Raw genomic sequence first — 22,864 nt, forward strand, 5'->3', positions numbered from 1 at the left:
CGAGCAATTTATGATTTAATTTCTTTTTAAAGTTATAATCTTTATTTTAATTATTCCACAGTAGCTCAGTGGTAGAGCAATCGGCTGTTAACCGATCGGTCGTAGGTTCGAATCCTACCTGTGGAGCCATTAGGAGAAGTACTCAAGTGGCTGAAGAGGCGCCCCTGCTAAGGGTGTAGGTCGTGTAAGCGGCGCGAGGGTTCAAATCCCTCCTTCTCCGCCATTTAATATTACGGCCCGTTGGTCAAGCGGTTAAGACACCGCCCTTTCACGGCGGTAACACGGGTTCGAATCCCGTACGGGTCATCTTTTTAACCATATAATATATGTTAGGTCCGGTAGTTCAGTTGGTTAGAATGCCTGCCTGTCACGCAGGAGGTCGCGGGTTCGAGTCCCGTCCGGACCGCCATATTGTTGGGCTATAGCCAAGCGGTAAGGCAACGGGTTTTGGTCCCGTGATTCCCAGGTTCGAATCCTGGTAGCCCAGCCATTTTTCATAATAAAGGGGCCTTAGCTCAGCTGGGAGAGCGCCTGCCTTGCACGCAGGAGGTCAGCGGTTCGATCCCGCTAGGCTCCATCGTAGAAGATTACAACTAGGAAACTTTAGTTGTAATCTTTTTTATTATATAAAGAAATAAAAGTAGAGTATCTGCAATAAAAGGAGGGAGAGATTTGTTACAAGCTGTTTTTATTGATCGTGATGGAACAATTGGTGGAACTGATCATGTAGTGTATCCTGGCGAATTTCAATTATATCCTCATGTAGAGAAATCTATTCAAAAATTGAAAGAGAAAGGATTCCTTATAATCTCCTTTACGAATCAACCTGGGATATCAAAAGGGGAAGTTCAAATAGAAGAATATGAAAATGAGTTGAAAGAGTTTGGATTTGATCAAGTGTATCTTTGTCCACATCAACATGATGATGGGTGTTCCTGTCGCAAACCATCACCTGGAATGTTAATCCAAGCAGCAAATGAAAATAATCTCAACCTGACCAAATGCTTTGTCATCGGTGACAGGTGGACAGATATGATGGCAGCTAATGAAGTAGGTTGTATAAAGGTATTAGTGAAAACTGGTGCTGGTGAAGAAGCATTTAATAAATACATAGATAATGAGTATTACGGAAAATGGGCAGGTATTTCTCCAGATTATGTAGCCGATAATTTACTCAAAGCTGTTGAGTGGATATTGTCTCGGTAGGTAAAACTTTGGAGTTAATAATAGAACAATGAAAAAATCCCATATTCTGATGAAATAAAAAACACTCTAGTTATTGAGTGTTTTTTTATCTATTCAACAAAATCGTAGCTATAAAAATAACCCCATTGTTCTTTTTCAAATTCAACGCGGTATGCATATTCTCCAGAGATGCATTTTATACATTCGGTAATGGTTCCTAGCTTATTTTCGTATTTCTTTAGATAATAATAGTCTTCGTAATCTCGTGTTTCGTTATCGATCTTTTTTATTTGTACTTGATCACCAACATTGATATGTGTGGTGTTTTTTACTTGTTGTTCTATCCCCACACCATATATCTCCCCTTGCGAAATCTTACGCGCTTTTACTAATCATGTTTGATACTTTTTCGTATATTTCATCCGTTGTCAGATCTAAAGCTAATGACAATTCTTTAAACAAAATAGAATGGATGTTTGTTAATATCTTTCTATCATTTTCGTAAAATTTCTTTCCATCCTTTTCTATTTCATATTGCTTCCTCATAAGAGTTGTGGCTACTTTAGCTATTTCTACTCGATTTCCTGATTTTAAAATATCCGAGAATGTATTGTTGCGGGATTGTGGCTTCTCAATCCAATCAATACCATTTCCTTTAAATACTTCAAGAAGAGTTATTGCTTCTTCTTTATTGATTAGTTTCAACATTTCGGTAGTTTTGTTCTCTACTGGAGCGTTAATTGTTAAATCCCTGCCATTTTCTATTGGATGTAATACATAATATTTTCTTGTCCTTTTTGCATATGTTTTGTCACTAATTGAATCTACTTTACATATGCCATGACCAGGATAGATAATCAAATCTCCAACGTTTAGCATGGTTCTGTCTCCCTTAAAAGGTATTGTCAACTAAGTTGACTATATCTATTGTAAGCCTTAATTACATTTTTGTCAAATTAGTTGACAAAATGAAGCCCTTCTTTGTATATTAGAAAACAGTTAATTGAATGGGGGAAATATGTTGAAGACAGATACAGAGTATTTAGATATAGTTGACTTAATTAGTGAACGACATCTTCTATTAAGAAAACATACAGAAAATTTATGGAATGAGAACAGTGATATCTATCTTTCTAATTCCGAGTGGGTTATTCTATCCAAGGTCTATGAAAAGCAAAAAACAACGATATCATATGTAACGAAGCATGTTGATATTACGAGACAGGCTACTCATAAATTTATTAAGCGATTAGATGAAAAGGGATTAGTTGAAATTAAGCAATTGGAAAATAATAAGAAACAAAAATCAATCGAGTTAACAACTTTAGGAAAAGAATGCTATGAAAAGAATGAAGCATTAAAAGCGATATTAGAAAAAGAGATAGCAAATAAGGTTGGAAAAGAAAAACTCATACAATTAAAGGAAATCTTAGAAATGGATTGGGGATTATAAATAATTTAGATGAATCACTATCGTATAAATGACCATACCTAGCACTGAAAAAAGGAATAGATTAGTATAGAAATCTATTTTAGTGAGGTGTAAAGGTTGAATCATTTTTATGATAGGCAAAAGGGTTTTTGCGTTTTTCCTGGTTATAATTGGTGTGGGCCTGGTTGTAGTGGTCCTGGGATGCCCTTAAATGCAGTAGATGCTGCGTGTAGGGATCATGACCTTTGTTATAAATACCATCGAGATCGCTGCTATTGTGACAGAATGTTTATGAATCAACTAATGCAATTACAGAATCGCTATACAACAGAAGGTCGACTTGCAAGGACGATGTTGCGCTATATGAGACTTCAAACTGGAATACATTGTATGTTTAAGTAAAACGCCAACGGAATATTCATAATGTATTTGGATACTTTAAGAAAAAGAAACCTGATTTAGAAAAGAGGATCCATCTACATGGCTAAAGTATCTAAAAGACATTTCTTTTTTAATATCATACTTATCGTTATTCCTTGGTTATCAGTATTACTTCTGGGCAAGCGAAATATCAAGCGATTTTCTTTAGCAAGTTTCGTTATCTTTATCTTTGAACTAATCAGTCATAAAATAGGTCAGAAGCTGAATTGGTGGATTTTTTACGATAAGCGAAAATCATATTTAACGAATGAGCTGCCATTTAGTATTGGGCCATATATGCCATTGTCGATGTGGTTGTTAAAGTATTCGTATGGGAACTTCAAGAAATTTCTATTACTGAATGCCATAGCCGATGGGATATTTGCTTTCTTTATTATTAGAGTCTTAGAGAAAATACGAATTATTGGCTTACATCGTTTAAGTCCAATTCAATTTTTTATTTACCTGTATCATAAAGCCTTTATTTTATATGGGGCACAGTATTGGTATGAAAGAAAAACAAAATAGTCTCATCACCTAGAACATTTATCACGCATAGGATAATGATAAATGTGAAAAGGGGATGAGAAAGTTGTATTATTACTCAAATTACTATCCGTACCATAATCAAGTACCAAACTATCATTATGTACCACAGCAGTCTGTGTATTGGCCTAATCCATATGGGTATCGTCATGCAGCTGAAATGGGCACAGGGCAAGGTCAATTTAAGGATTATGGAAGGAATCCATTTGTAATAAATATTGAAGACGCAACGAAACAGAATCAGACATTCCGCACAGCGCTTTGGACAGGTGAGAACTTGCAAGTGACGCTGATGAGTATTGGTGTTGGAGAAGATATTGGTTTAGAGGTTCACCCTGATGTGGATCAGTTCCTTCGCATTGAGCAAGGGCAAGGTATTGTTCAAATGGGAGATAGTGAAGGGAATTTAACATATGAGCAGGCCGTTTCTGATGATTATGCGATTATGGTACCTGCTGGGAAGTGGCATAACCTGACTAATACAGGGAATGTGCCTTTGAAACTATACACGATTTACGCACCACCTGAGCATCCGTTTGGTACAGTTCATCAAACTAAAGCTGAGGCAATGGCAGCGGAAGAATAGTGTAGGACATGGGGACAGTTAGTTCCCAGGAAAGCTTTGAGATGCGATTGGACAGAGTTTTGGTTCTCGCATCCCAAAGTTTTTTTATTTTCCCCCCCAATTTTTTGGATAAGCTTCGTAATAATAGTAGATTGCTATTTTACGAAGGAGAGATTTTTAATGGTGAAGAATGTTAAAGGATTTATTACAGCGACTGTTTTATCAGGGGCATTACTATTCGGTAATACTGTATATGCTGAAACAGAAACGATGAATTTAGAGGAAGACGTAGATAAAGTGGATTTAGTAGAATCCAATGAGGAAACGGAAGTTAATGCTGGGGTAACACCGGATAAGTTTTACTACATATTCGATAAACTAGGTGAAAATATCCAATTGTTTTTCACAAGTAACCCTGAAAAAAAATCTATGTTATTAATTAAGATTGCAAATGAACGTTTATCAGAAGCAAAAAATATGATTAAAGACGATACAACGAAAGAAAAATATTTAACTCAATTGATAGATGAATATATTTCTGTGTTAGAAAAAGTACAGGATAATGTGGCTGAGGTTATTGTATCAGAAGAAATAGAAGATGATGTGAAAGAAGAGATTGCTACAAAAATTGAAGAGACAACAGCTGGATCAGAAGAAGTTACGGAAGAACTAGAGGATGATAAAACTGGTGAAGTGGAAGAGAAGAATCAGGAAGTAGTTCTTGTTTCTAGACCTAATGTAGTAGAAGGAATTGAAGCTGACATAGTTACTTCCATGCGTGAACAGGGGTTTGGATACGGTGAAATCGTTAAAATCCTTGTTCTTGCTCAAGAAAGTGATTTGAGTGTTGAAGAAGTCATTGACATGCGTAATAGTGGTATGGGGTATGGAAAGTTAGCTAAAGAATTAAATATCCATCCTGGAAAACTAAACAAAAAATATTTAAAAACAGACTCAGAAGAAGTAATGGAAGAGGAAGAGAATTCTGAGGAGTTTGTTTTGGATAGTGAGACTACAGAAGACAGTACAGAAGAACAAGATGAATCTTCATCAGAAGAAACGAAGGAACTTGCTGAAGAAGAATCAAGTAATCAAGAAGATGAAATGGTAGTGACAAAAGGAAGCAAAAAAGCTGAGAAAGCTAAAGAAAAGGCTGAAGCAAAAGTAGAAGAAGCAATGAAAAAAGCAGAGAAAAAAGCAGAAAAAGCTAGAAATAAAGCTGAAAAAAAGTCAGAAAAAGCCATGAAGAAAGCAGAAAAGAAAGCAGAAAAGAAAGCTAAAAAAGAAAAACATAACGGAAAAGGGAATTCCAACAACCCTGGCAAAGGAAATGATAAAGGGAATAAAGGCAATCCCGGAAAAGGAAACAATAACGGTAATAGGTAAAGACAATGAGGTAGGAGTACTAGAGAAAGGACTCCTATCTCTTCATTCCTCAATAAACACCTCAATTAAACCTAAAGTCTTTACCCCCAATTTCCAACATCGTATGATTAGTTATAGATAGATCTTGAACGGGGGAAACATAATGCGAGAAATAGACATAGAAAAATATGTTTCTAAAGCAGCTCATGGTGACGAGCTGTATAGAGAAAAACTCATCCGTCATTATAAGCCCTATATTATCAGTGTCGTTGGTAAAGTATGCAAAAGGTACATCAGCTGGAGTGATGATGAGTCCAGTATTGGGCTCCTCGCCTTTAATCGTGCTATTAATACGTATGATTGTAATGCTGAAGCATCTTTTCCAACCTATGTCTATCTGTTGATAAAACGTGATTTAATTGACTACTTTCGCCGTGAGAATAAAAAAAGAAATATTCCCCTGGAAATTACAGTAAATACCGAAGAGGATCTTTTGAATTTGTATGATGCTGAAAAAGCAATGGACACCTATCAAGAAGAGGTAACAAAAAGTGACTTAATCGAAGAAATTCTGGAATTAAGTCAGGCTCTCGAAGATTATAAAGTTAAATTTGAGGAATTAGAGAAGTACTCACCAAAACATCGTGACACGAGAGAATGGATTCATACATTAGCAGATGACTTTTTGAATTATCCTGAACTAGTAAGTCGTTTTAAAGAAAAAAAGAAGCTCCCAGTGACAGCTTTCATTAAAAAAACAGCATATAAACGAAAGAATATTGAGCGATATCGTAAATACATTGTAACGATTATCTTAATGAAGTTAAATCCAGAATGGGAAAATCTATCGGAGTATATTCAATTAACACCTCTAGAGGGGGGAGAAAAATGAAGAAACAGATCATACATGGTACAGTCGTAAAAGTTACGAAAAAAGAAATTGTGTTACTAACGAAGGAGGGGCAATTTAAGAATATTCCCTGTAAAAAGGGTGACCTACCTTTAATTGGATCTTCTTACACATATGAGAAGAAGTCTCGTGTTTTTAAGAATAGTACCATTAGGAATGTTTCCGTTGCAGCAATCTTTTTTATTGCAATGGTCAGTTATCTTCTTTTCTCCAATCCAAGTACTAAAGATGCGTACCTCCTAGCAGTTGACATTAATCCATCTATAGAAATTTTTGCAGATGAAGAAATGGAAGTAACTCATGTGAAAGCATTGAATATTGAGGGAGAGAGTCTCATCGAGGATTTAACAGTGGATGGAAATCTCAATGAAGTGCTGAAAGAAATTATTCATCTGGCCGTTCAATCGGAATATTTTTCCGTTGAAAATGAAAATGTCATTGCGTTGTCAGCTATTTCTTTAAACAACAAAGTAGTTTTAGATGGGGCAGCTTTTAAACAGACGATTAAACAGACGTTAGCACAGAATAAAATAAATTCTGATGTTACTGTGCAACAGTCAGATGAAGAAGAGCTTCAGGAAGCACGGAAGATAGAGCTGTCAGTTAATAAATATAAAATGTATAAAGAGTTAGAAAATCATGGAAAAAAAGTTAATGCGAGCGCTGTTAGAGGTAAATCAATTGCTACTTTGATGAAAGATATAAAACAATCGGAGAATAAAGTAACTGAGGATGAGGAAGTTACTGAGATAGAAGTTAATGGTGATGAAAAAGAGAAAGAATCAAAAGAAGAGGGTCTGAAAAACGGTAATCAACAGGAAAAAGGAAGTAATAACAATAAAGGGAACTCTGTTAATTCTAACAAAAAAGGACAGGATGAAGAACCTGGATACAAAGGAAGAAACAAATCAGAAGAGATGAAGAACAGAGGAAAAGATAAAAATGATGTAAATCAAAACAATGGGAAAGGAAAATCACAAGAAGCAAAGGAAAAGGGGAATAAAGGGAAGGAAAAAGCCCGCGAAAAACAAGAAGAATCGAAAAGAAAATCACAGGAAAATAAAGAGAAGGCAAAAGAAAAGGCAAAGAACGCAAGAAATAATGGAAAAGGTAATGGAAAAGAATAAGTTGGTTGGTACCAGTCCTAATTAAGTGGGACTGGTATTTTTTTTGTTAAATATCAAAGAATAGTTATATATTGTAAAAATAATCAAGGAGGCGCTTATGGACACTAAAGAAACTTTACCACTTACTGCGCCAGAAATCTCCAGTTTATGGACCCAATACATTTTTGATTCGATGTCGGTTTGCTTTTTTCGTTATGCAATCGAGCACATTGAGGATAAAGATATATTAATTCTTTATCAGGATTCTTTGTATTTATCAGAAAAACATATGAAGAAAATTAAAGGATTTCTCAAGAAGGAAAAATACCCAATTCCAAAAGGGTTTACAGAGGAAGATGTAAACGTTAAGGCACCTCGACTGTTTCAAGATCCTTTCTATCTTTTCTACCTATATATTATGGCACTACAAGGTCTAACAAGTTATGGGGTATCGGTTAGTACATCTATTCGAGGTGATGTGCGAAAATACTTTAAGGATTGCAATACAGAAGCGATGAATTTATATGATAAAACAATAGAAACGATGCTAATAAAGGGGCTGTTTTCACGTCCACCCGTATTGACTCCACCTGACAGTATCGATTTTGTTACGCACCAAAGTTTTTTAACAGGGTGGTTTGGTGAAAGGCGACCACTAACAGGTCAGGAGATTAGTGATATTACATTCAACTTAAACAAAATGCACATGCACGTAGTTTTAAAGCTTGGATTTAGCCAAGTATCAAAGTCAGAACGTTTACGAAAGTATATTAATCGAGGGATGAAAATCTCGTCAAAACATATTAGGGAATTTGAGGATATTTTTCATGAGGAGAAATTAAACGTTCCTATTTCCTGGCAAGCGAATGTGACAGACTCTACCGAAGCACCTTTTTCTGATAAATTAATGATGTACCAAGTTCAATTATCAACACAAATAGCTATTGCGTTCTATGGTGCTGCATTGAGTGTTAGTGGCAGAAGGGACCTCGCATTAAAGTATGTATACCTCACAACCGAATTAGCTAGATATGTTGAGGATGGTGCGAACCTTATGATTGATAAAGGATGGTTAGAACAACCTCCCCTAGCAGCTGACAGAAGAAAACTTATTAAGGCAAACAAAGGAAAGTAGATGACCTCATGGGGGTGAGCCATGGGGTTACTATAGACAATGGAGTGGTGACTTGTCCTATACTTTACTGCATGTTTCCTAAAAAATAAGTATTGTTTTGTATAGGTAAAAGTTTACCTTAATGTCCTTGTGCTTTGAATTTTTAATTCATTTAAAACATAAGTTTCTCTAGTAATCCAACCGTTACGATCATCCTTTAAAGATGCTTTCTCATTTTCTTTTATTGCTTCGTCGATTGTTAGCCATTTCGGTAAAAATTCTTGTTCGATTTCATATTCATCAAGATTTTGTTCTATTCTTTTGTCATCTACTAACTCACATAGATAGTAGTGGGAATGTTGTTGGTAGATGGTGTCATCTGTAAACTTGTCCGCTTGTTGCTCAAGGACAAAACCAATTTTATTTTTAACTTCGCAATGGATGTAGCCAGTCTCTTCAGCTATTTCACGTACTAGAGCCTGTGTGTGTGATTCATTTTCTTCAACGCCACCACCTGGAAATTTAAAATCCCCTTTGTTTGACTGGATTAATAAAATTTTGTTTTTGTATAAAATAACAGCTCGTACTGCTACACGGGTATTGATCGTAGTATAGTTTTTTGGCATATCTCCATAAGTAAATTGTTTATTAAAAAGCAAATTTACCCCTCCTTACGGTTAATTTTACCAGAAATTTAATAGGGGTGCTTTTGTGAAGATAATACGCTCGCCCCTGAGGTGAGTACGCTCCACTCAAGTGTAAAAATGATCGCCCCCAAGGTGAGTACGCTCCACTCAAGTGTAAAAATGCTCGCCCCAGAGGTGAGTACGCTCCACTCAAGGCAAAATACGCTCGCCCCAGAGGTGAGTACGCTCCACTCAATATGAAAAATGCTCGCCCTCGAGGTGAGTAGGCTCCACTCAAGTGTAAAAATGCTCGCCCCTGAGGTGAGTACGCTCCACTCAAGTGTAATAATGCTCGCCCTCGTGGTGAGTACGCTCCACTCAATGTGAAAAATGCTCGCCCCTTAGACCAACTCGCTCCACCCACACCCATTCCATCTCCCAAATGGCAATTATTCGCTCCCATTATAGCTCGTTCTGAAATCTCTTCTATTTACATATATTTCATAGTGTAGATTTTAATAGGGGAGTGATTCGTTTGAGGTCTAAATATTGGGTGCTGTTTTTAATTGTATTAGGATTAGGGTTACTTGCTGCTTGTGGAGATGGGGATTCGGAAAATGCAGATGGTGAGGTGCATGAACTAGATTTTTCTCATTTCTTCCCTCCAACGCATTTTATGGAGGAGGAGATTCAGACATTTGCTGCTGATTTAGAAGATGCGACAGATGGTAGAGTGAAAATCACTTCATACCCTGGGGCGTCACTTGCTGCGCCAGATGAACACTTTGATGCTGCTGCAACTGGTTCGGTGGATTTTGCCTTGAGTGTGCATGGGTATACACCTGGAGAATTTCCTTTAACGTCTGTGATGGAACTACCATTTATGGCAGACAATGCAGTGAATGGTTCCACTAACTTATGGAAGCTATTAAACGAGTTTGATGAATTTGATGATGAGTATGCTGGGACGGTGCCACTATGGTTGTACACGACCGACCCGGGTCAGCTGTACACGGTGGATAAGCCAGTTACTAGTATTGAAGATTTGAAAGGGATGAAAATTCGTTCGCCATCTCCAGAAACGAGTGAATGGTTGGAAGCTCTTGGGGCGACACCAGTTTCGATGCCGATGAATGAAAACTTTGAAGCATTAGAGCGTGGGGTTGTTGATGGAACCATTGCACCGTGGGAGGCCGTGACAACGTGGGGATTGGATGAGGTCATTAACTATGCAACAGTTGGTAACTTCTATTCTACTACGATGTTTGTAGTAATGAATGAGGAAGCTTTTGATAGTTTAGCAGAAGAGGACCAAGAGGCAATTCGAGAATTAACGGGAGAGAAGATGGCACAGCGTACTGGGGAAGTGTTTGATCAGTTCGGAGCTGATGCAGTCGAACAGGCAAAAGAAAAAGGGGTAGAGATTTACGAACTATCGGAAAGTGAATTAGCTGAATGGAGTGAATTTATTAATCCAACAATTGAAAACTGGATTAATAGTGTTAATGAACAAGGATTACCTGGACAGGAAGTGTATGATAGAGCAGTTGAGCTAAGTGGAAAATAGTAGGAGTGAAAATCGTCATGCTAAAAGTACTCAAAAAATCAGAACTGTTCCTTCATAAAATTATCGAATTCCAGCAGCTCCTTGCTAATTTATTTTTAGTATTCATCATGATGATTATCACCATTGACGTGGTCGGTAGGAACTTTTTTAATAGCCCATTAAAAGGGACTTATGAAATGACGGAGCTTGGTTCGGCGTTGCTAGTATTTTTTGCTTTGGCAATTACACATCAAAAGGACGATCATATTACGATTGATTTTCTAATGGACCGACTATCTATTAAAATGAGGCACATACTGAATGGGTTGATTGAAATTGTCATTGCGATTGTTCTCTTTTTCATGGCAAGGCATATTTTTGAAAATGGCTTGCGAATGATGGAAAGGAATTCAGCAACTACGGATTTAGGACTGCCTGTATATCCTTTTCTCTTTTTAATTTCTGTCACATTACTACTCTTTATGGTCACAGCCTTCTATAAAGCAATGATCCAATTACGACAGGTGGTGGATAAAACATGAGTCCAGAGATCATAGGAGTAATTGGAATCTTTGTGTTGTTGTTGTTATTTGTCATTCGTGTTCCGGTTGCTATTTCCTTAATCATCGTAGGGACGGTGGGCCTTGCATTCATTAGAAATTGGGATTCAGCACTCGTACAACTAGGAACAACGCCATTTTCGACAGCGAGCTCCTATTCGTTGAGTGTGATTCCATTATTTATATTAATGGGGATGTTCCTGTCTTATAGTGGATTCGGGCGTGATTTATATGCTGCAGTGGATGCGTGGATTGGGCATATAAAAGGTGGACTTGCGATGACTACTATTGGCACTAGTGCATTGTTTTCTGCCATATCAGGGTCAGTGAATGCTACTACAGCGACAATGGCTAGAATCTCTTTACCTGAAATGAAAAAATACCGCTATGACGATGCCTTATCAACTGCCTGTGTAGCAGCAGGTGGGACATTGGGGATCCTCATTCCACCAAGTGTAATTCTCGTGTTGTACGGAATTTTAACGATGGAACCAATTGGAAAATTATTAATTGCGGGGTTGGTTCCCGGTATTTTGCAAATGGTCTTATTTATGATTCTCATCTATGTTATGGTTTGGCGTAAACCATCTTTAGCACCAGTTACGGAAAATAAACCACTGATTATAAAGTTGAAATCCCTGACGAGTATATGGCCATTTGTATTTCTCTTTGCTTTAAGTATTGGTGGGCTCTATTATGGCTTTTTTACACCAACAGAAGCAGGTGGGGTCGGAGCATTCGGTGCATTCCTATTGACGATTATTACAAGGCGTCTTAGCTGGAATGATTTTAAAAAGTCACTTAGTGAAACAACGCGATTAACGGCAGCAATCTTTTTTATTATCATTGGGGCTGATATATTTAGTAAATTTTTAGCCTTGAGTACGATACCCGTTAAAATCACTGAATTTGTCTCTAATCTTGCCCTACCGTCTGTGGTCATTCTTGCATTAATATTATTCGTCTATTTGGTGTTGGGATTATTTTTAGAAGGAATCGCTATATTTGTGTTAACCTTGCCTGTTGTTTATCCATTGATTACGATGCTTGGGTATGATGGAGTGTGGTTTGGTGTTGTCATGATTCTTGTAATGAATATCGGGCTGATTACGCCACCTATGGGGTTAAGCGTGTACGTCATTAGTAGTGTTGCTAAAGATGTACCAGCACAGCGAATATTCCGAGGAGTGATCCCAATGCTCTTCATGATGGTACTATGTTTAGTGTTAATCGTTATTTTTCCAGATATCGTCACGTTTTTACCTGATTTGATGAAATAACTAAGCAGCACTTGTCTTCTAGTATGGAGGCAAGTGCTGTTTTATTGTAAATTAATATGACGAATATGTTCCAAAATAATATAACCAAGGAGTGATATTATATTGTGGTAAAATATAGTTAAATATTTTGAATATATATTATGTTGTTTAGATGATTGGAGAAAAAAACAAGCCAGTTTAATTCTAATAGGAAGTGATATAATGCAAGGTTATAATGTGTTAATGGTATATAACAAAGATATGGACAAGTTGTTAATGTGTGAAAGGTTAAAGAACCCGTATAAGGGATTGAGGAATTTAGTTGGAGGAAAAATAGAAAATGGCGAAATGGGAATAGAGGCTGCTTATAGAGAGCTTCGTGAAGAAACCAATATCTCTAAAGAAGATATAAAACTACATCATTTAATGGATTTTAAATATAACTTTCATGATTATTATGTTGAAGTATATGTAGGTAGATTAAAGCAGGATGTTTCAGTTTCAGGTGATGAAAATATTCTTTATTGGTCGGATTTAAACAATAACTTTTTTGATATGTCTCTATATGCTGGTGAAGGAAATATCGGTCACATGATAGAACAGGTTAATTATGTTAAAGACAGGTTATTTTCTAATGATGAATTCTCTCGATAGAAACTATTAATTTGGGAGTGGATGGATATTATAAAAACTGTTGTATTTGATTTAGATGGAACACTGTTAAACCGAGATGAATCGGTAAAAATTTTTATTGAAAAGCAGTACCAACGACTACATACATGGTTAAATCATATTCCAAAGGATAGATACATAACTAGATTTATAGAACTCGACAGCAGAGGTTATGTTTGGAAAGATAAAGTCTATCAACAATTAGTGGATGAGTTTGACATTACGGGCTTGAAGTGGGAACAATTACTTCAAGACTATATTGATCATTTTAAGGGTAGTTGTGTTCCTTTCCCAAACCTCATAAGTACATTAGAAAGTCTAATGAAGCGTAATATTACTCTTGGAATGATTACGAATGGTAAAGGTCAGTTCCAAATGAATAATATTAAGGCTTTAGGTATTGAATCATACTTTAAGACGATTCTTATATCCGAGTGGGAGGGGATGAAAAAGCCACAACCAGAGATATTCCTAAGAGCATTGGAGAAGCTCAATGTTGCGCCGTCTGAGAGTCTATTTGTTGGTGACCATCCAGAGAATGATGTTAAGGCTGCTCAAAATGTAGGGATGAAAAGTGTTTGGAAAAAAGATGATCAATGGGATAATATTAAGGCTGATTTTTTAGTGAATGATCTGGCTGAAATTCCATTAATTGTAGATGATTTAAACAATCTAAATTTTAAATTCTATTAAGCTGTAGGATACTTAAGAAATTATAAAGATACCATAGTTGTGAATCTAATAGAATGAAGAACTTTCTATTAGATTCACATAGTATATTAACGGGCAATTAAATTTACTCCATTATTTCTCCAACCAATTCGCTTATTCTTAGGTCTTTGCCGTTTACCCAATCATTAAAATTAAAATCTAGGATATTTTCTCCGTTTGCGATCGCTGTTAAAATTCTGGAGTCTTCAAAACGATAGAAAAAGGTGTGTAACGTACCAAATAGCTCGTTATAATTTTTAAAGAACAAAGGAGATTCTGGGTTTCTAAAGTGATCAAAAAGCTCTCTGTCTTTTAGGTTATGATGCGAAAAGGTATCCAGGTATTTTTTTCTCCTAAGTGAGCCATCTATATTTTTTCTGTTAAAATGTATCATCGATTCTGTTTGAAAATGGTTTACGCATGACTCACACTCTGCATTATTATCTCTAACAGATACAGAGTCGGGAGAAGCTTCAACAACAGCCTTATTCCCTAATGAATCAGCTAAAGAGAAGTTATAGCATGTAGCATGTGGGATTTGCTTTAGCATTTGAACTGCTTCTTCGACAGTAGAACAACAGTCTAATAAAATCCGAATACTCATCCATGCCGAGATTCCTTCCTCGTACCGATCATTGTTGACAAAATGCAACCCCGCAACAAGTCCCTTTTCATTTACACCATCATGTAGACCTAGCAGTTGAAGATTGTATCCAGCTGTAGCATAAGCATTATCAGGTTGAATTAATGAAAAAATCCCATCGTAAAGATCTGGTGAAAAATCATAGTTTCTAACGTAGCATTCACTCGTCATATAAGATGTACATCCCATAGCATCTGGCTTAGGGACATCAAAACCACTAAACAAAGCACAAGCACGTTCGTAAGGAATTGATAAACGATCCGACAATCCTTTTAATACATCCACTAAGTGAGGGGCAGTATTATTAAATATCTCTTCCATCGTTTTTACGTTAATCCTATCTTTGGTAAACTGCTGAAAAGTAAAAAGGACTGGCTTTTTCCTGACAAATGATCCTAACTCAAAGCCAATTTCATAAGCATTATTCCTTGATTGAAAAATATCCACACTAAAATGTGACATGTAACTTCTCTCCTTTCCAATTCATCTAAATTAAAAATAACAGAACTAATTAACGAAAACCGGTCAAATTATGCTTTCTTTGGATAGGTAATTGAATGATATATATAATGAATTAAATTTTAGAAAATTATGGTAGTATTAAAGGAGTTATTAAAAAGTAGGTGAGGTTATGGAGGTTAAGTTAGAAAAAGCAACAATGCGTGATGCAAATTCTATTTTTGATATGCAGGTTAAAGCATTTACGCCATTACTGGAAAAGTATAAAGACTATGATACAAATCCAGCAAATGAAACGATTGACCGGGTTTTAATGAGAATTAATAGTCTGAATCGAGCTTTTTACAAGATTCTAGCTGACAATGAACTTGTAGGTGCTATTTCTGTTAAGTGGGAAGGAAATGCGAAATTTTGGATTAGTCCAATGTTTCTCATTCCATCTTACCAAGGAAAAGGAATCGCTCAGGAGGCATTAATTTTATTGGAAAAAATGTACCCACAGGCAATGACCTGGGAATTAGCGACCATAAAAGAGGAAGAGAGAAATTGTTATTTATATGAAAAGATGGGCTATAACCAAACAGGAGTTAGCAAGAAGTTAAATGATAATGCCACACTTATTTATTATAAAAAAGCATAGTAAGAGGAGACACATAATGAAAATATTTAATTTTAGTAAGGAACATGGTAAGCAGATTACAAAATTTAATTCAGACTTTGTAATGTCTCGGATCATTCAAACGGAGAAACCCGCTCATATAGGAAGTATGTACTTAGAGGAAAACGGAATAATCGGGTTTCATCAGGCAGTAGTACCACAACTTCTGCTAATAGTGAATGGGGAAGGATTTGTTCGAGGTAATGAAGAAGAATATATCAAGGTTCAATCCGGAGATGCTATCTTTTGGGAAAAAGGTGAATGGCATGAAACCAAAACAGACACAGGATTAATCGCGATTGTCATCGAAAGTGAAACATTAAAACCTTCAACATTTATGCCTTTGAAATAAAAACAGGAGTCAGTTTTCATGGAGAAATATGGAAGTTAATAGTAGTGGTTCGTACTACCTTTTTGTTATTAAAACAATGGTAGTAAGGATTGTTAAAACAAAAAGGAGAAACACATATAGAAGTTCATTCTAACTAGTGGTTTAACTTTGCGAACAACTCGGTTCATATTGAACTGGGTTATTTTTTTGCATACAAAAAGTGCAGAAATATACAGCGCAATTCACTGTACATTATTACTCTAAATCTTAATCTTTAAAATAACCTCATCAACTACCAGACATAAAATTCTTATAATTGGTAATTTACAAAATCCTATCAAACTGCTACTATTTACTTAAGTTTTGTCGTATAAAAGAAACCTCACCAAGATAGTCTCACCTTGATTTCCCGTTTTTACAACTGAATAAAAAGGAGTATGACAATGGACGAAAAGATTAGGGTGAGAGAAAAGCTCTCTTACACAAGTGGCCTATTAGGGCAAAATATGCTGTATAACTTCATGGCCATGTACATTATGTTCTTCTTTACGGATTTATTAGGCATTTCAGCTGCAGTTGCTACGGCAATAATCGTCATCGCTAGTTTGTGGGATGCTGTCAATGATCCATTGATGGGGATGGTAGCTGATAAAACAAGGACTAGGTGGGGGAAGTTCAGACCGTATCTTATTTTTGGACCGTTAATATTAGCGGTAACTACTATTCTTTGTTATGTCCATTTCGACCTGGATAGTACTGCAACCATCATTATAGCAGCAACCTGCTATATTTTATGGGGAATGGCCTATACCATTTGTGATATTCCTATATGGGCTATTTCATCAGTTGTGTCTAAAAATCAAAACGAAAAGAATAAAATGGTTACTCTCGGTAAAATTGGTGGAACAGTAGGAACAGCCATTGTAACGGTTGGAAGTATTATGATTATTAATAGTTTTGGTGGAGAACGGGAAGCAACTGCCTATACTACTACAGCAATAATCCTTACCGTGGTTGCTACGATAATGATGATCATTACAGGGTTAACATTACGAGAAAGGATTTTCCCCAAGAAGGAAGAAGTTGTACCTATTCGAAAAAATATACAAACCATCACCAAAAATAAACCACTGATTATGTTGATGATTGCGCTCTTAATCGTGAATCTAGTAAATGGGATTCGTCAAAGTGTTCAAATGTATTTCGTTGTTTATGTGTGGGGAGATTCTGGTCAACTCACTAATGTTGGGATTAGTTTAATCGTCGGAATGATTCTTGGAATGGCAATTACACCAAAGATTATTAAGATGTACGATAAGAAAAAAATATTCTTTGCTTCTTGTTTATTTGGGGCAATTGCATGTGCCATCCCATTTTTTGTTGGAGGAGAAAATATTCTGTTTGGTCTTATCTTCTTAGGAATCAGTTTCTTCTTCACAGGAGTAACGTCTGTAGTGACCGTATCCATGCTAATTGATGCAATTGATTATTCCGAATGGAAGCTTGGTTTCCGTGGGGAGGGGCTTGTGTTCTCTACGAATACATTTCTTACTAAGCTAAGTAGTGCTATGGGAAGAGGAATAATTGGGATTGGTTTGATTCTTATGCAATATACAGAAGGGCAGGCAGTTACCACAACAACACAGAACGGATTCAGTGCCATGATGTACTTGATTCCAGCTATCTGCTTTTTATTAACGATGATCCCGTTATATTTCTTTAAAATTTCCTATGAAGATAAACAGAAGATTCAAGTTATGCTAGAAGAAAAATATAGTCAAAGAGGTGCTTAATATGGATGTAAATGCATTACTTGCAAAACCAGAGTTGAAGGATTGCCAAAAGGTACTTTGTATTCAACCACACCCTGATGATAATGAGATAGGAATGGGCGGAGTCATTGCGAAACTAGCAAAAGAAGGTTGTGAGATTCATTATTTAACAGTTACGGATGGGCGTTTAGGTGACGCTGGATCGTCTTATACACCAGACCAATTAGCAGAAGTACGCAAGCAAGAAGCAGAAGATGCTGGACGTCTGTTAGGAGCACAAAAATTCTACTGGTTGGGGCATAAAGATGGTTCACTAAATGATGTTCCAAGTTTGGCTGGTGAAATAGCAGAGATTATTCGTTCAGAACAATATGATACAGTGTTCTGTCCAGATCCATGGCTTACATATGAAGCGCATTATGATCATGTCGTAACAGGAAAGGCAAGTGCACAAGCAGCAATCAGCTGTTCTTTAAAGTCGTATCCAGAAGGAACGAAAACTAATCCATGTAATCTTCAAGCGGTAGGATTTTATTTTACTGGTAACCCTAATGCGATTGTCGATATTACAGATTACTTTGATTTGAAATTCAAAGCAATTGCTGCACATCAAACCCAGATGAATGAGGAAACTCTTGCGTTATATCGTACTTATTTTACTTTAAGAGGAAATCAACTAACACAAAATGAAGACAAAATCGGTGAAGGGCTGAAAATGCTACGCCCGATACACTTACATTGCTTTCCAGAGGCATTAGATATTAAGTAAAAGTACGAGGGGGTAAACAAAAATATGGTCTTTCAAATGGGAAATTCTAATGTTTTTAATAAGTTATCAATTTTTATTTGGAAAGTAAAAAAATATGGGTTATTTTCATCATCAAAGGTAAGTAAGAAGGGTTTTTCCGTTTCAGGTATAATTAAGATTACTTCATCTATAATTGTATTAATCCATTTGTTTTCTAAGTGGTAAGATGGATCTAATGGGATTTTAATCATATAACCTTTGTCTGGAATGGGCTTAAATGCTTTAACGAAACCATTGATATCTTTAATGACTTTCTCGGTCTCCAATTGTATGTTAGAGTCTGTTGGTATTTTTTTAATTATCTTGTTTTCTTCAATATCCATAATCTCAATATCATTATTAACCTTAGCATATACCGTAGATAAATTAAAAAAGAAGAAAATCAGAACTGCTAAATGTAACGTTTTCTGAAGTAGCATACGAATCACCTCAGTTTTATAGTAACCTAAGACTGGAAAATAATTACCACACCTTATTGAGTTAAACGGGTGGTCTTTCTAATTTTTACCCAAAGAGAATTTATAATGAGTTGATTGCTTACGCTAAAGAATACAATAACTAAAACAAAAGATTATTTGATTTTGGAGAAGTTAAATTAAGGGTGTAAGAGTGCAAATGTTAAATTTAATTAGTCGTTATAAAGAATGAATGATAAAATAATAATTTATATAATCCATCAAATCCTTAAAGAGGAGGTATCTCACATGAGCACAAAAGAAGAAGTAATTAAATTAATTAAGGAATTACCGGAAAATGTAACCCTAGATGATATTATGCGGGAACTTTATGTTAGGAAGAAAATAGATAAAGGGATTAAAGAACCGGATGCTGGAAAGTTTGTCTCTCATGAAGTAGTTAAGGAGAAGTTAGGGAAATGGCTGAATTAAGATGGGCAGAATCTGCTGTAAAAGATTTTGATAACATTTGTACCTATATTGCTGAAGACTCTGATGAGTACGCAAGGATGTTTGTAAAAAGAATTATGGATGCAATTACTACTGCTATTTTCTCTAATTCTGGTCGTATTGTTCCGGAACTGAAAGATGAAAAAATCTGAGAAAAAATATTATCTAACTACAGGATAATTTATCGAATAATGATGCAGTAGAGGTAGTTCGAATCATCCATAATACTAGGAACTTTAAAAATATATATAAATAAATATCATTGCAGGGATAAGAAAAATAAAAAACGCTTGTATCAAGCGTTTTTGGTGTAAATATCGATTTTTTTTGGTATGAAATTTAACGTGATATTTTGTCTTCTTAATTAAGACTTAGCATCCAACACGCGTTTCATAGCTTTAATTTTTCCTAGTGTTTCTGCTTCGCGTTGGGATAACATGATCAATAAGTCGCCATGTGTTTCGATGTGGCCATGTGGTGCTTTGAATTTCACATTGGATTTCCAGAAATGTTCATCAAAGCTGTTTATACGTTGGCGTTGGTCTTCCAGATCATCCAATAATTGCTCAAGATTTGGAGCATCGACTGTCCAATCAGATACGCTAATATCTGAACTGAAGAGCTCAGCGTATTCTTTAGCAAGTTTTTGTGATTTTTCTTTGTGCACAAATAATAACTTTTCATTGAAAAGTAATGTATTTCCGATGTGCCAGCGGATTGTATTATCAAAGAACTCTGATTGACGATCAAGAACTTCTTCATCTAAGTCCTTAATAAATGTAATCAATGATGTTCTTGCAAGGTTAAATTGTTTAATTGATGACATGTGAATTCCTCCTATTACATTACAATCATTAGTATACCGAAAAATTCAATTGCTAGCACGTAAAATCGCTTAATTTGCCGAAAAGAAAAGAGGGCATGGAGTCCAGCCCTCGATACAATTAAACCTCACGTTTCAACACAGCCATAAATGTCATTGCCCGTTCTAAAGGTGCATTTGGGTTGTACTCCCAATTTTCATAATCCATTTCACCAGCTGGCTCGTAATCTACTAATCTTAAGTTTAAGTTTTTTGCTAGTAGAATCAAATCAGCAGGCGAATAACAACGCAATGTCTGAGTAATTTTTTGCGACTCATCATCGGCCAACCAACAAGTATTAATCATCCTACATTGGTACGCATCAAAGTCATAGTGACTAACATAATTCTCAAATTGCATTTTTTGTCCTTTCGCTTTTGCCCAATACCAAGGCGTGTAAATGTCAATTAAGGCAACACCTTCCATGGTTAGCCAATTACTTATCCGTTTGAGTAGAAAGTGTTGGTCTGCATCACTACCTATACCAAATCCATCCCAGTAGCAGATGACGTCAAACTTCTTATCAAGTTCAACTTTGTAAAAATCACCTTGAATAATATGCAGGTTTTCTTCCACATGATGTTTTTTGGCAAGCACCTTCATATGTTCTACTGCAGAAGGGGAGAGTTCAATGACCGTTACATCATATCCCTGTTTAGCTGCAGCAACAGCAAACTGTCCAGATCCACCACCTAATTCTAAAATTCGTTTAGGTGTTCCGGTAAAATTATCTTTCACTTTAGTAACAAGTTGATCCATCAACGCTTCCATATTGTATGTTTTATCAGATTGTAACCATTTAAATTGTTCTTCATAAAAATCTTTATACCATTCCATTATAAGCACTCCTTAGAAAATGAATTATTTACGATTTATCTAAGTCGGCTTCCTTTGAATAATTGAGTATACTCAATGCAATCCTCCTCAATGAAACAAACTATTACTCTTCAATTATACTGAATAGATTACAAAATTTCACCGCAGTGTCGATAGAAATATGATAAAATATACTTTGTATTTCTAGACAGCAGGGAGTTATGACATGCAATCACCATCATATTTTTATCAATTTTTAAAACCAATATCTAAGGAACTAGCATTTGTGGCTAGAGAATTAGAAATTAGTATATATCAGAGCCCACGAACCATGCTTACTCATGCACGAGTTTTCGTGGAGAATATCCTTCAACATGTTATCGTGTTGGAAAAACTTCCGCAAAGTGATTATCCCAAACTGAAAGAACAGATTGACAATTTATACAATGGTGGAATCCTTGAAACTGATATTCGGGATGCACTCCATTTTGTGAGAATGTCAGGAAACCAAGCAGCCCATGATGCCAGATTATTTCGCTATTCGGAAGCTCTTTTATCATGGGAAGCAGTCTATAAAATTGTGAAATGGTATGTGGAAGTGTACGGTCCAGTAGATTTGAAAGTTCCTGAGTATCAGGACCCTAAGCCACAGGAATCGGTATCCTATGACATTACCGAAGTCCAAGAAAGACTAAGAGTAATGGAAGAGTTATTGATTTCATCGTTAAAAGGAGAGAGTGACTCCTCTTCAAAAGAGGAAGTGACTGTTACTACAGAATCTATGTCTGAAGAAGAAGCAGCCGTTCCTCCTGGGTTTACTACTAACCGTAAGCTATTTTATAAGGGGGAATCATTGGAGGTTCCACACTTTCTCCGCGATGCCTTCTTATTACCACAGCGATTTGGTAAATCCGAAACATTTCTCATCCGACTAGGTGCCAATCAGCAGGCAAGAATCATGAGTGAACTGCCTAATAATCTAGAAGGTTTGCATAAACATGTCAAACGATACAATGACAAAAATGACGAAAACCTCTTTCATGAATTGAAGGTGTTTATTGAGGAAGAAAAGCAACGAAGACAAATCTACTTAGAACGTCCAGGCGAGTTATTTTTATTTTATCGGTCAGACTATGTGATTGTTACCGAAGAGTTAGGTGAAACGAAAATCACCGCAGATAACTTTGCCGGGATTCCTAGTTTAATTCGCCAATTAAAAGAGGATCAAATTCAAACGGTAGGGCAATTGCCAAAAGAATTAGTTATTCTAGCAAAATATGAAAATGTTGGCGTAGGGACAGTAGAGAAATTATTTGAGCAGTTAAAGGAAATGCAGAGGAAAAGCTAGGGGGACAGGCACTTCAGAGATGAAGTTGCCTGCCCTTTTTGTTTTGATGAAAAACCATCTAGGCTTGGGCATGAATCCACATTCCGTTATTCAAAGAAAATCACGGTATTTGAGTATGTAGTGTAATCGAGGTTCCGTTATATGCCCAATTCACATCAAAAATCCCTGTATTCGTGGCAATAACGGAACCAGAAACCGTCAGCACTGCGAAAACAAGGTGTTTTAGGTAAATAACGGAACGAGG

At 36.1% G+C, this 22,864-nt stretch carries 28 protein-coding genes and 6 tRNA genes; 27 read left to right on the top strand and 7 right to left on the bottom strand.

Features of this window, described 5'->3' with window-relative positions:
- The first annotated feature begins 54 nt into the window (after positions 1-54).
- The 7 genes from BUB12_RS14430 (at position 55) to BUB12_RS14460 (ending at position 1,206) form a co-directional block, all read left to right on the top strand.
- Positions 55-129: transfer RNA gene (locus BUB12_RS14430), tRNA-Asn, on the top strand.
- A 3-nt stretch (positions 130-132) separates the two neighbouring features.
- Positions 133-223 (top strand) — tRNA-Ser (locus BUB12_RS14435).
- Between the two features lie 11 nt (positions 224-234).
- Positions 235-306: transfer RNA gene (locus BUB12_RS14440), tRNA-Glu, on the top strand.
- A 26-nt stretch (positions 307-332) separates the two neighbouring features.
- Positions 333-409: transfer RNA gene (locus tag BUB12_RS14445), tRNA-Asp, on the top strand.
- A gap of 6 nt (positions 410-415) precedes the next feature.
- Positions 416-490 (top strand) — tRNA-Gln (locus BUB12_RS14450).
- A gap of 14 nt (positions 491-504) precedes the next feature.
- Positions 505-577 (top strand) — tRNA-Ala (locus tag BUB12_RS14455).
- 95 nt (positions 578-672) lie between these two features.
- Positions 673-1,206 (top strand): HAD-IIIA family hydrolase, encoded by a 534-nt coding sequence (locus tag BUB12_RS14460; RefSeq protein WP_072891621.1) that lies wholly within the window; start codon positions 673-675, stop codon positions 1,204-1,206.
- Between the two features lie 89 nt (positions 1,207-1,295).
- On the opposite strand, the gene BUB12_RS14465 is transcribed toward BUB12_RS14460, so the two are convergent.
- A complete protein-coding gene (locus BUB12_RS14465) occupies positions 1,296-1,535 on the bottom strand; it encodes a hypothetical protein (protein WP_072891622.1) in 240 nt (79 codons plus the stop codon).
- A 25-nt stretch (positions 1,536-1,560) separates the two neighbouring features.
- Positions 1,561-2,064, bottom strand: a complete 504-nt coding sequence (locus BUB12_RS14470; protein ID WP_072891623.1) for a CarD family transcriptional regulator — start codon at positions 2,062-2,064, stop codon at positions 1,561-1,563.
- A gap of 139 nt (positions 2,065-2,203) precedes the next feature.
- On the opposite strand from BUB12_RS14470, the gene BUB12_RS14475 reads away from it, so the two are divergent.
- The 8 genes from BUB12_RS14475 (at position 2,204) to BUB12_RS14510 (ending at position 8,664) form a co-directional block, all read left to right on the top strand.
- A complete protein-coding gene (locus tag BUB12_RS14475; RefSeq protein ID WP_084063362.1) occupies positions 2,204-2,638 on the top strand; it encodes a MarR family winged helix-turn-helix transcriptional regulator in 435 nt (144 codons plus the stop codon).
- A gap of 96 nt (positions 2,639-2,734) precedes the next feature.
- The gene (locus tag BUB12_RS18105; protein ID WP_072891625.1) at positions 2,735-3,019 is read left to right on the top strand and encodes a phospholipase; all 285 of its coding nucleotides are present in this window, start codon (positions 2,735-2,737) and stop codon (positions 3,017-3,019) included.
- Between the two features lie 78 nt (positions 3,020-3,097).
- Positions 3,098-3,565: a hypothetical protein gene (locus tag BUB12_RS14485; RefSeq protein WP_072891626.1), complete on the top strand. Its 468-nt coding sequence runs from the start codon at positions 3,098-3,100 to the stop codon at positions 3,563-3,565.
- 64 nt (positions 3,566-3,629) lie between these two features.
- Positions 3,630-4,169: a cupin domain-containing protein gene (locus BUB12_RS14490; protein ID WP_407668456.1), complete on the top strand. Its 540-nt coding sequence runs from the start codon at positions 3,630-3,632 to the stop codon at positions 4,167-4,169.
- Between the two features lie 159 nt (positions 4,170-4,328).
- Positions 4,329-5,534, top strand: coding sequence for a DUF5667 domain-containing protein (locus BUB12_RS17550; protein ID WP_072891628.1), 1,206 nt, complete (start codon positions 4,329-4,331; stop codon positions 5,532-5,534).
- Positions 5,535-5,676: 142 nt separating this feature from the next.
- Positions 5,677-6,405: an RNA polymerase sigma-I factor gene (gene sigI / locus BUB12_RS14500; RefSeq protein ID WP_072891629.1), complete on the top strand. Its 729-nt coding sequence runs from the start codon at positions 5,677-5,679 to the stop codon at positions 6,403-6,405.
- Positions 6,402-7,550 carry an anti-sigma-I factor RsgI family protein gene (locus BUB12_RS14505; RefSeq protein WP_072891630.1) on the top strand — a complete coding sequence of 383 codons (1,149 nt, stop codon included), beginning with the start codon at positions 6,402-6,404 and terminating at the stop codon, positions 7,548-7,550. The genes sigI and BUB12_RS14505 overlap by 4 nt, the downstream gene beginning before the upstream one ends.
- Positions 7,551-7,647: 97 nt before the next feature.
- A complete protein-coding gene (locus BUB12_RS14510) occupies positions 7,648-8,664 on the top strand; it encodes a DUF3231 family protein (protein WP_072891631.1) in 1,017 nt (338 codons plus the stop codon).
- A 113-nt stretch (positions 8,665-8,777) separates the two neighbouring features.
- Here BUB12_RS14510 and BUB12_RS14515 read toward each other — a convergent pair whose 3' ends face one another.
- Entirely contained in the window at positions 8,778-9,302 is a 525-nt protein-coding gene (locus BUB12_RS14515; protein WP_234982730.1) for an NUDIX hydrolase, read from the bottom strand.
- 502 nt (positions 9,303-9,804) lie between these two features.
- Here BUB12_RS14515 and BUB12_RS14525 point away from each other — a divergent pair.
- The 5 genes from BUB12_RS14525 to BUB12_RS14545 all read left to right on the top strand — a co-directional run bounded on the left by BUB12_RS14525 (position 9,805) and on the right by BUB12_RS14545 (position 13,999).
- A complete protein-coding gene (locus tag BUB12_RS14525; protein ID WP_072891633.1) occupies positions 9,805-10,836 on the top strand; it encodes a TRAP transporter substrate-binding protein in 1,032 nt (343 codons plus the stop codon).
- Positions 10,837-10,853: 17 nt separating this feature from the next.
- On the top strand, positions 10,854-11,357 hold the full coding sequence (locus BUB12_RS14530) for a TRAP transporter small permease (protein ID WP_084063363.1): 504 nt from the start codon (positions 10,854-10,856) through the stop codon (positions 11,355-11,357).
- Positions 11,354-12,655, top strand: a complete 1,302-nt coding sequence (locus tag BUB12_RS14535; RefSeq protein ID WP_072891634.1) for a TRAP transporter large permease — start codon at positions 11,354-11,356, stop codon at positions 12,653-12,655. The genes BUB12_RS14530 and BUB12_RS14535 overlap by 4 nt, the downstream gene beginning before the upstream one ends.
- A 201-nt stretch (positions 12,656-12,856) precedes the next feature.
- Positions 12,857-13,288 (top strand): NUDIX hydrolase, encoded by a 432-nt coding sequence (locus BUB12_RS14540; RefSeq protein ID WP_072891635.1) that lies wholly within the window; start codon positions 12,857-12,859, stop codon positions 13,286-13,288.
- A gap of 27 nt (positions 13,289-13,315) precedes the next feature.
- Positions 13,316-13,999, top strand: a complete 684-nt coding sequence (locus tag BUB12_RS14545) for an HAD family hydrolase (RefSeq protein ID WP_072891648.1) — start codon at positions 13,316-13,318, stop codon at positions 13,997-13,999.
- A 103-nt stretch (positions 14,000-14,102) separates the two neighbouring features.
- Here the strand turns inward: BUB12_RS14545 and BUB12_RS14550 are convergent, their stop codons facing one another.
- Complete coding sequence (locus tag BUB12_RS14550; RefSeq protein ID WP_072891636.1) at positions 14,103-15,122, bottom strand: C45 family autoproteolytic acyltransferase/hydrolase; 1,020 nt, start codon at positions 15,120-15,122, stop codon at positions 14,103-14,105.
- 169 nt (positions 15,123-15,291) lie between these two features.
- On the opposite strand from BUB12_RS14550, the gene BUB12_RS14555 reads away from it, so the two are divergent.
- From BUB12_RS14555 to BUB12_RS14570, 4 genes are all read left to right on the top strand, one after another.
- Complete coding sequence (locus tag BUB12_RS14555; protein ID WP_072891637.1) at positions 15,292-15,759, top strand: GNAT family N-acetyltransferase; 468 nt, start codon at positions 15,292-15,294, stop codon at positions 15,757-15,759.
- A 16-nt stretch (positions 15,760-15,775) separates the two neighbouring features.
- Positions 15,776-16,129, top strand: coding sequence for a cupin domain-containing protein (locus tag BUB12_RS14560; RefSeq protein WP_072891638.1), 354 nt, complete (start codon positions 15,776-15,778; stop codon positions 16,127-16,129).
- A gap of 422 nt (positions 16,130-16,551) precedes the next feature.
- Positions 16,552-17,901 carry an MFS transporter gene (locus BUB12_RS14565; protein WP_072891639.1) on the top strand — a complete coding sequence of 450 codons (1,350 nt, stop codon included), beginning with the start codon at positions 16,552-16,554 and terminating at the stop codon, positions 17,899-17,901.
- Between the two features lies 1 nt (position 17,902).
- A complete protein-coding gene (locus BUB12_RS14570) occupies positions 17,903-18,649 on the top strand; it encodes a PIG-L deacetylase family protein (protein WP_072891640.1) in 747 nt (248 codons plus the stop codon).
- A gap of 32 nt (positions 18,650-18,681) precedes the next feature.
- On the opposite strand, the gene BUB12_RS14575 is transcribed toward BUB12_RS14570, so the two are convergent.
- Positions 18,682-19,107, bottom strand: a complete 426-nt coding sequence (locus BUB12_RS14575; RefSeq protein WP_072891641.1) for a hypothetical protein — start codon at positions 19,105-19,107, stop codon at positions 18,682-18,684.
- A 285-nt stretch (positions 19,108-19,392) separates the two neighbouring features.
- Here BUB12_RS14575 and BUB12_RS14580 point away from each other — a divergent pair, with 285 nt between their 5' ends.
- Positions 19,393-19,575 (top strand): hypothetical protein, encoded by a 183-nt coding sequence (locus tag BUB12_RS14580; RefSeq protein ID WP_072891642.1) that lies wholly within the window; start codon positions 19,393-19,395, stop codon positions 19,573-19,575.
- Complete coding sequence (locus BUB12_RS17490; RefSeq protein WP_084063364.1) at positions 19,563-19,745, top strand: type II toxin-antitoxin system RelE/ParE family toxin; 183 nt, start codon at positions 19,563-19,565, stop codon at positions 19,743-19,745. The genes BUB12_RS14580 and BUB12_RS17490 overlap by 13 nt, the downstream gene beginning before the upstream one ends.
- 212 nt (positions 19,746-19,957) lie before the next feature.
- Here the strand turns inward: BUB12_RS17490 and BUB12_RS14590 are convergent, their stop codons facing one another.
- Complete coding sequence (locus BUB12_RS14590) at positions 19,958-20,419, bottom strand: DinB family protein (RefSeq protein ID WP_072891643.1); 462 nt, start codon at positions 20,417-20,419, stop codon at positions 19,958-19,960.
- 118 nt (positions 20,420-20,537) lie between these two features.
- Positions 20,538-21,293, bottom strand: coding sequence for a class I SAM-dependent methyltransferase (locus tag BUB12_RS14595; protein ID WP_072891644.1), 756 nt, complete (start codon positions 21,291-21,293; stop codon positions 20,538-20,540).
- A 205-nt stretch (positions 21,294-21,498) separates the two neighbouring features.
- On the opposite strand from BUB12_RS14595, the gene BUB12_RS14600 reads away from it, so the two are divergent.
- Positions 21,499-22,620: a DUF4145 domain-containing protein gene (locus BUB12_RS14600; RefSeq protein WP_072891645.1), complete on the top strand. Its 1,122-nt coding sequence runs from the start codon at positions 21,499-21,501 to the stop codon at positions 22,618-22,620.
- The last annotated feature ends 244 nt before the right edge of the window (positions 22,621-22,864 follow it).

Source organism: Ornithinibacillus halophilus (assembly GCF_900129485.1).
GTDB classification, from domain to species: domain Bacteria; phylum Bacillota; class Bacilli; order Bacillales; family Amphibacillaceae; genus Ornithinibacillus; species Ornithinibacillus halophilus.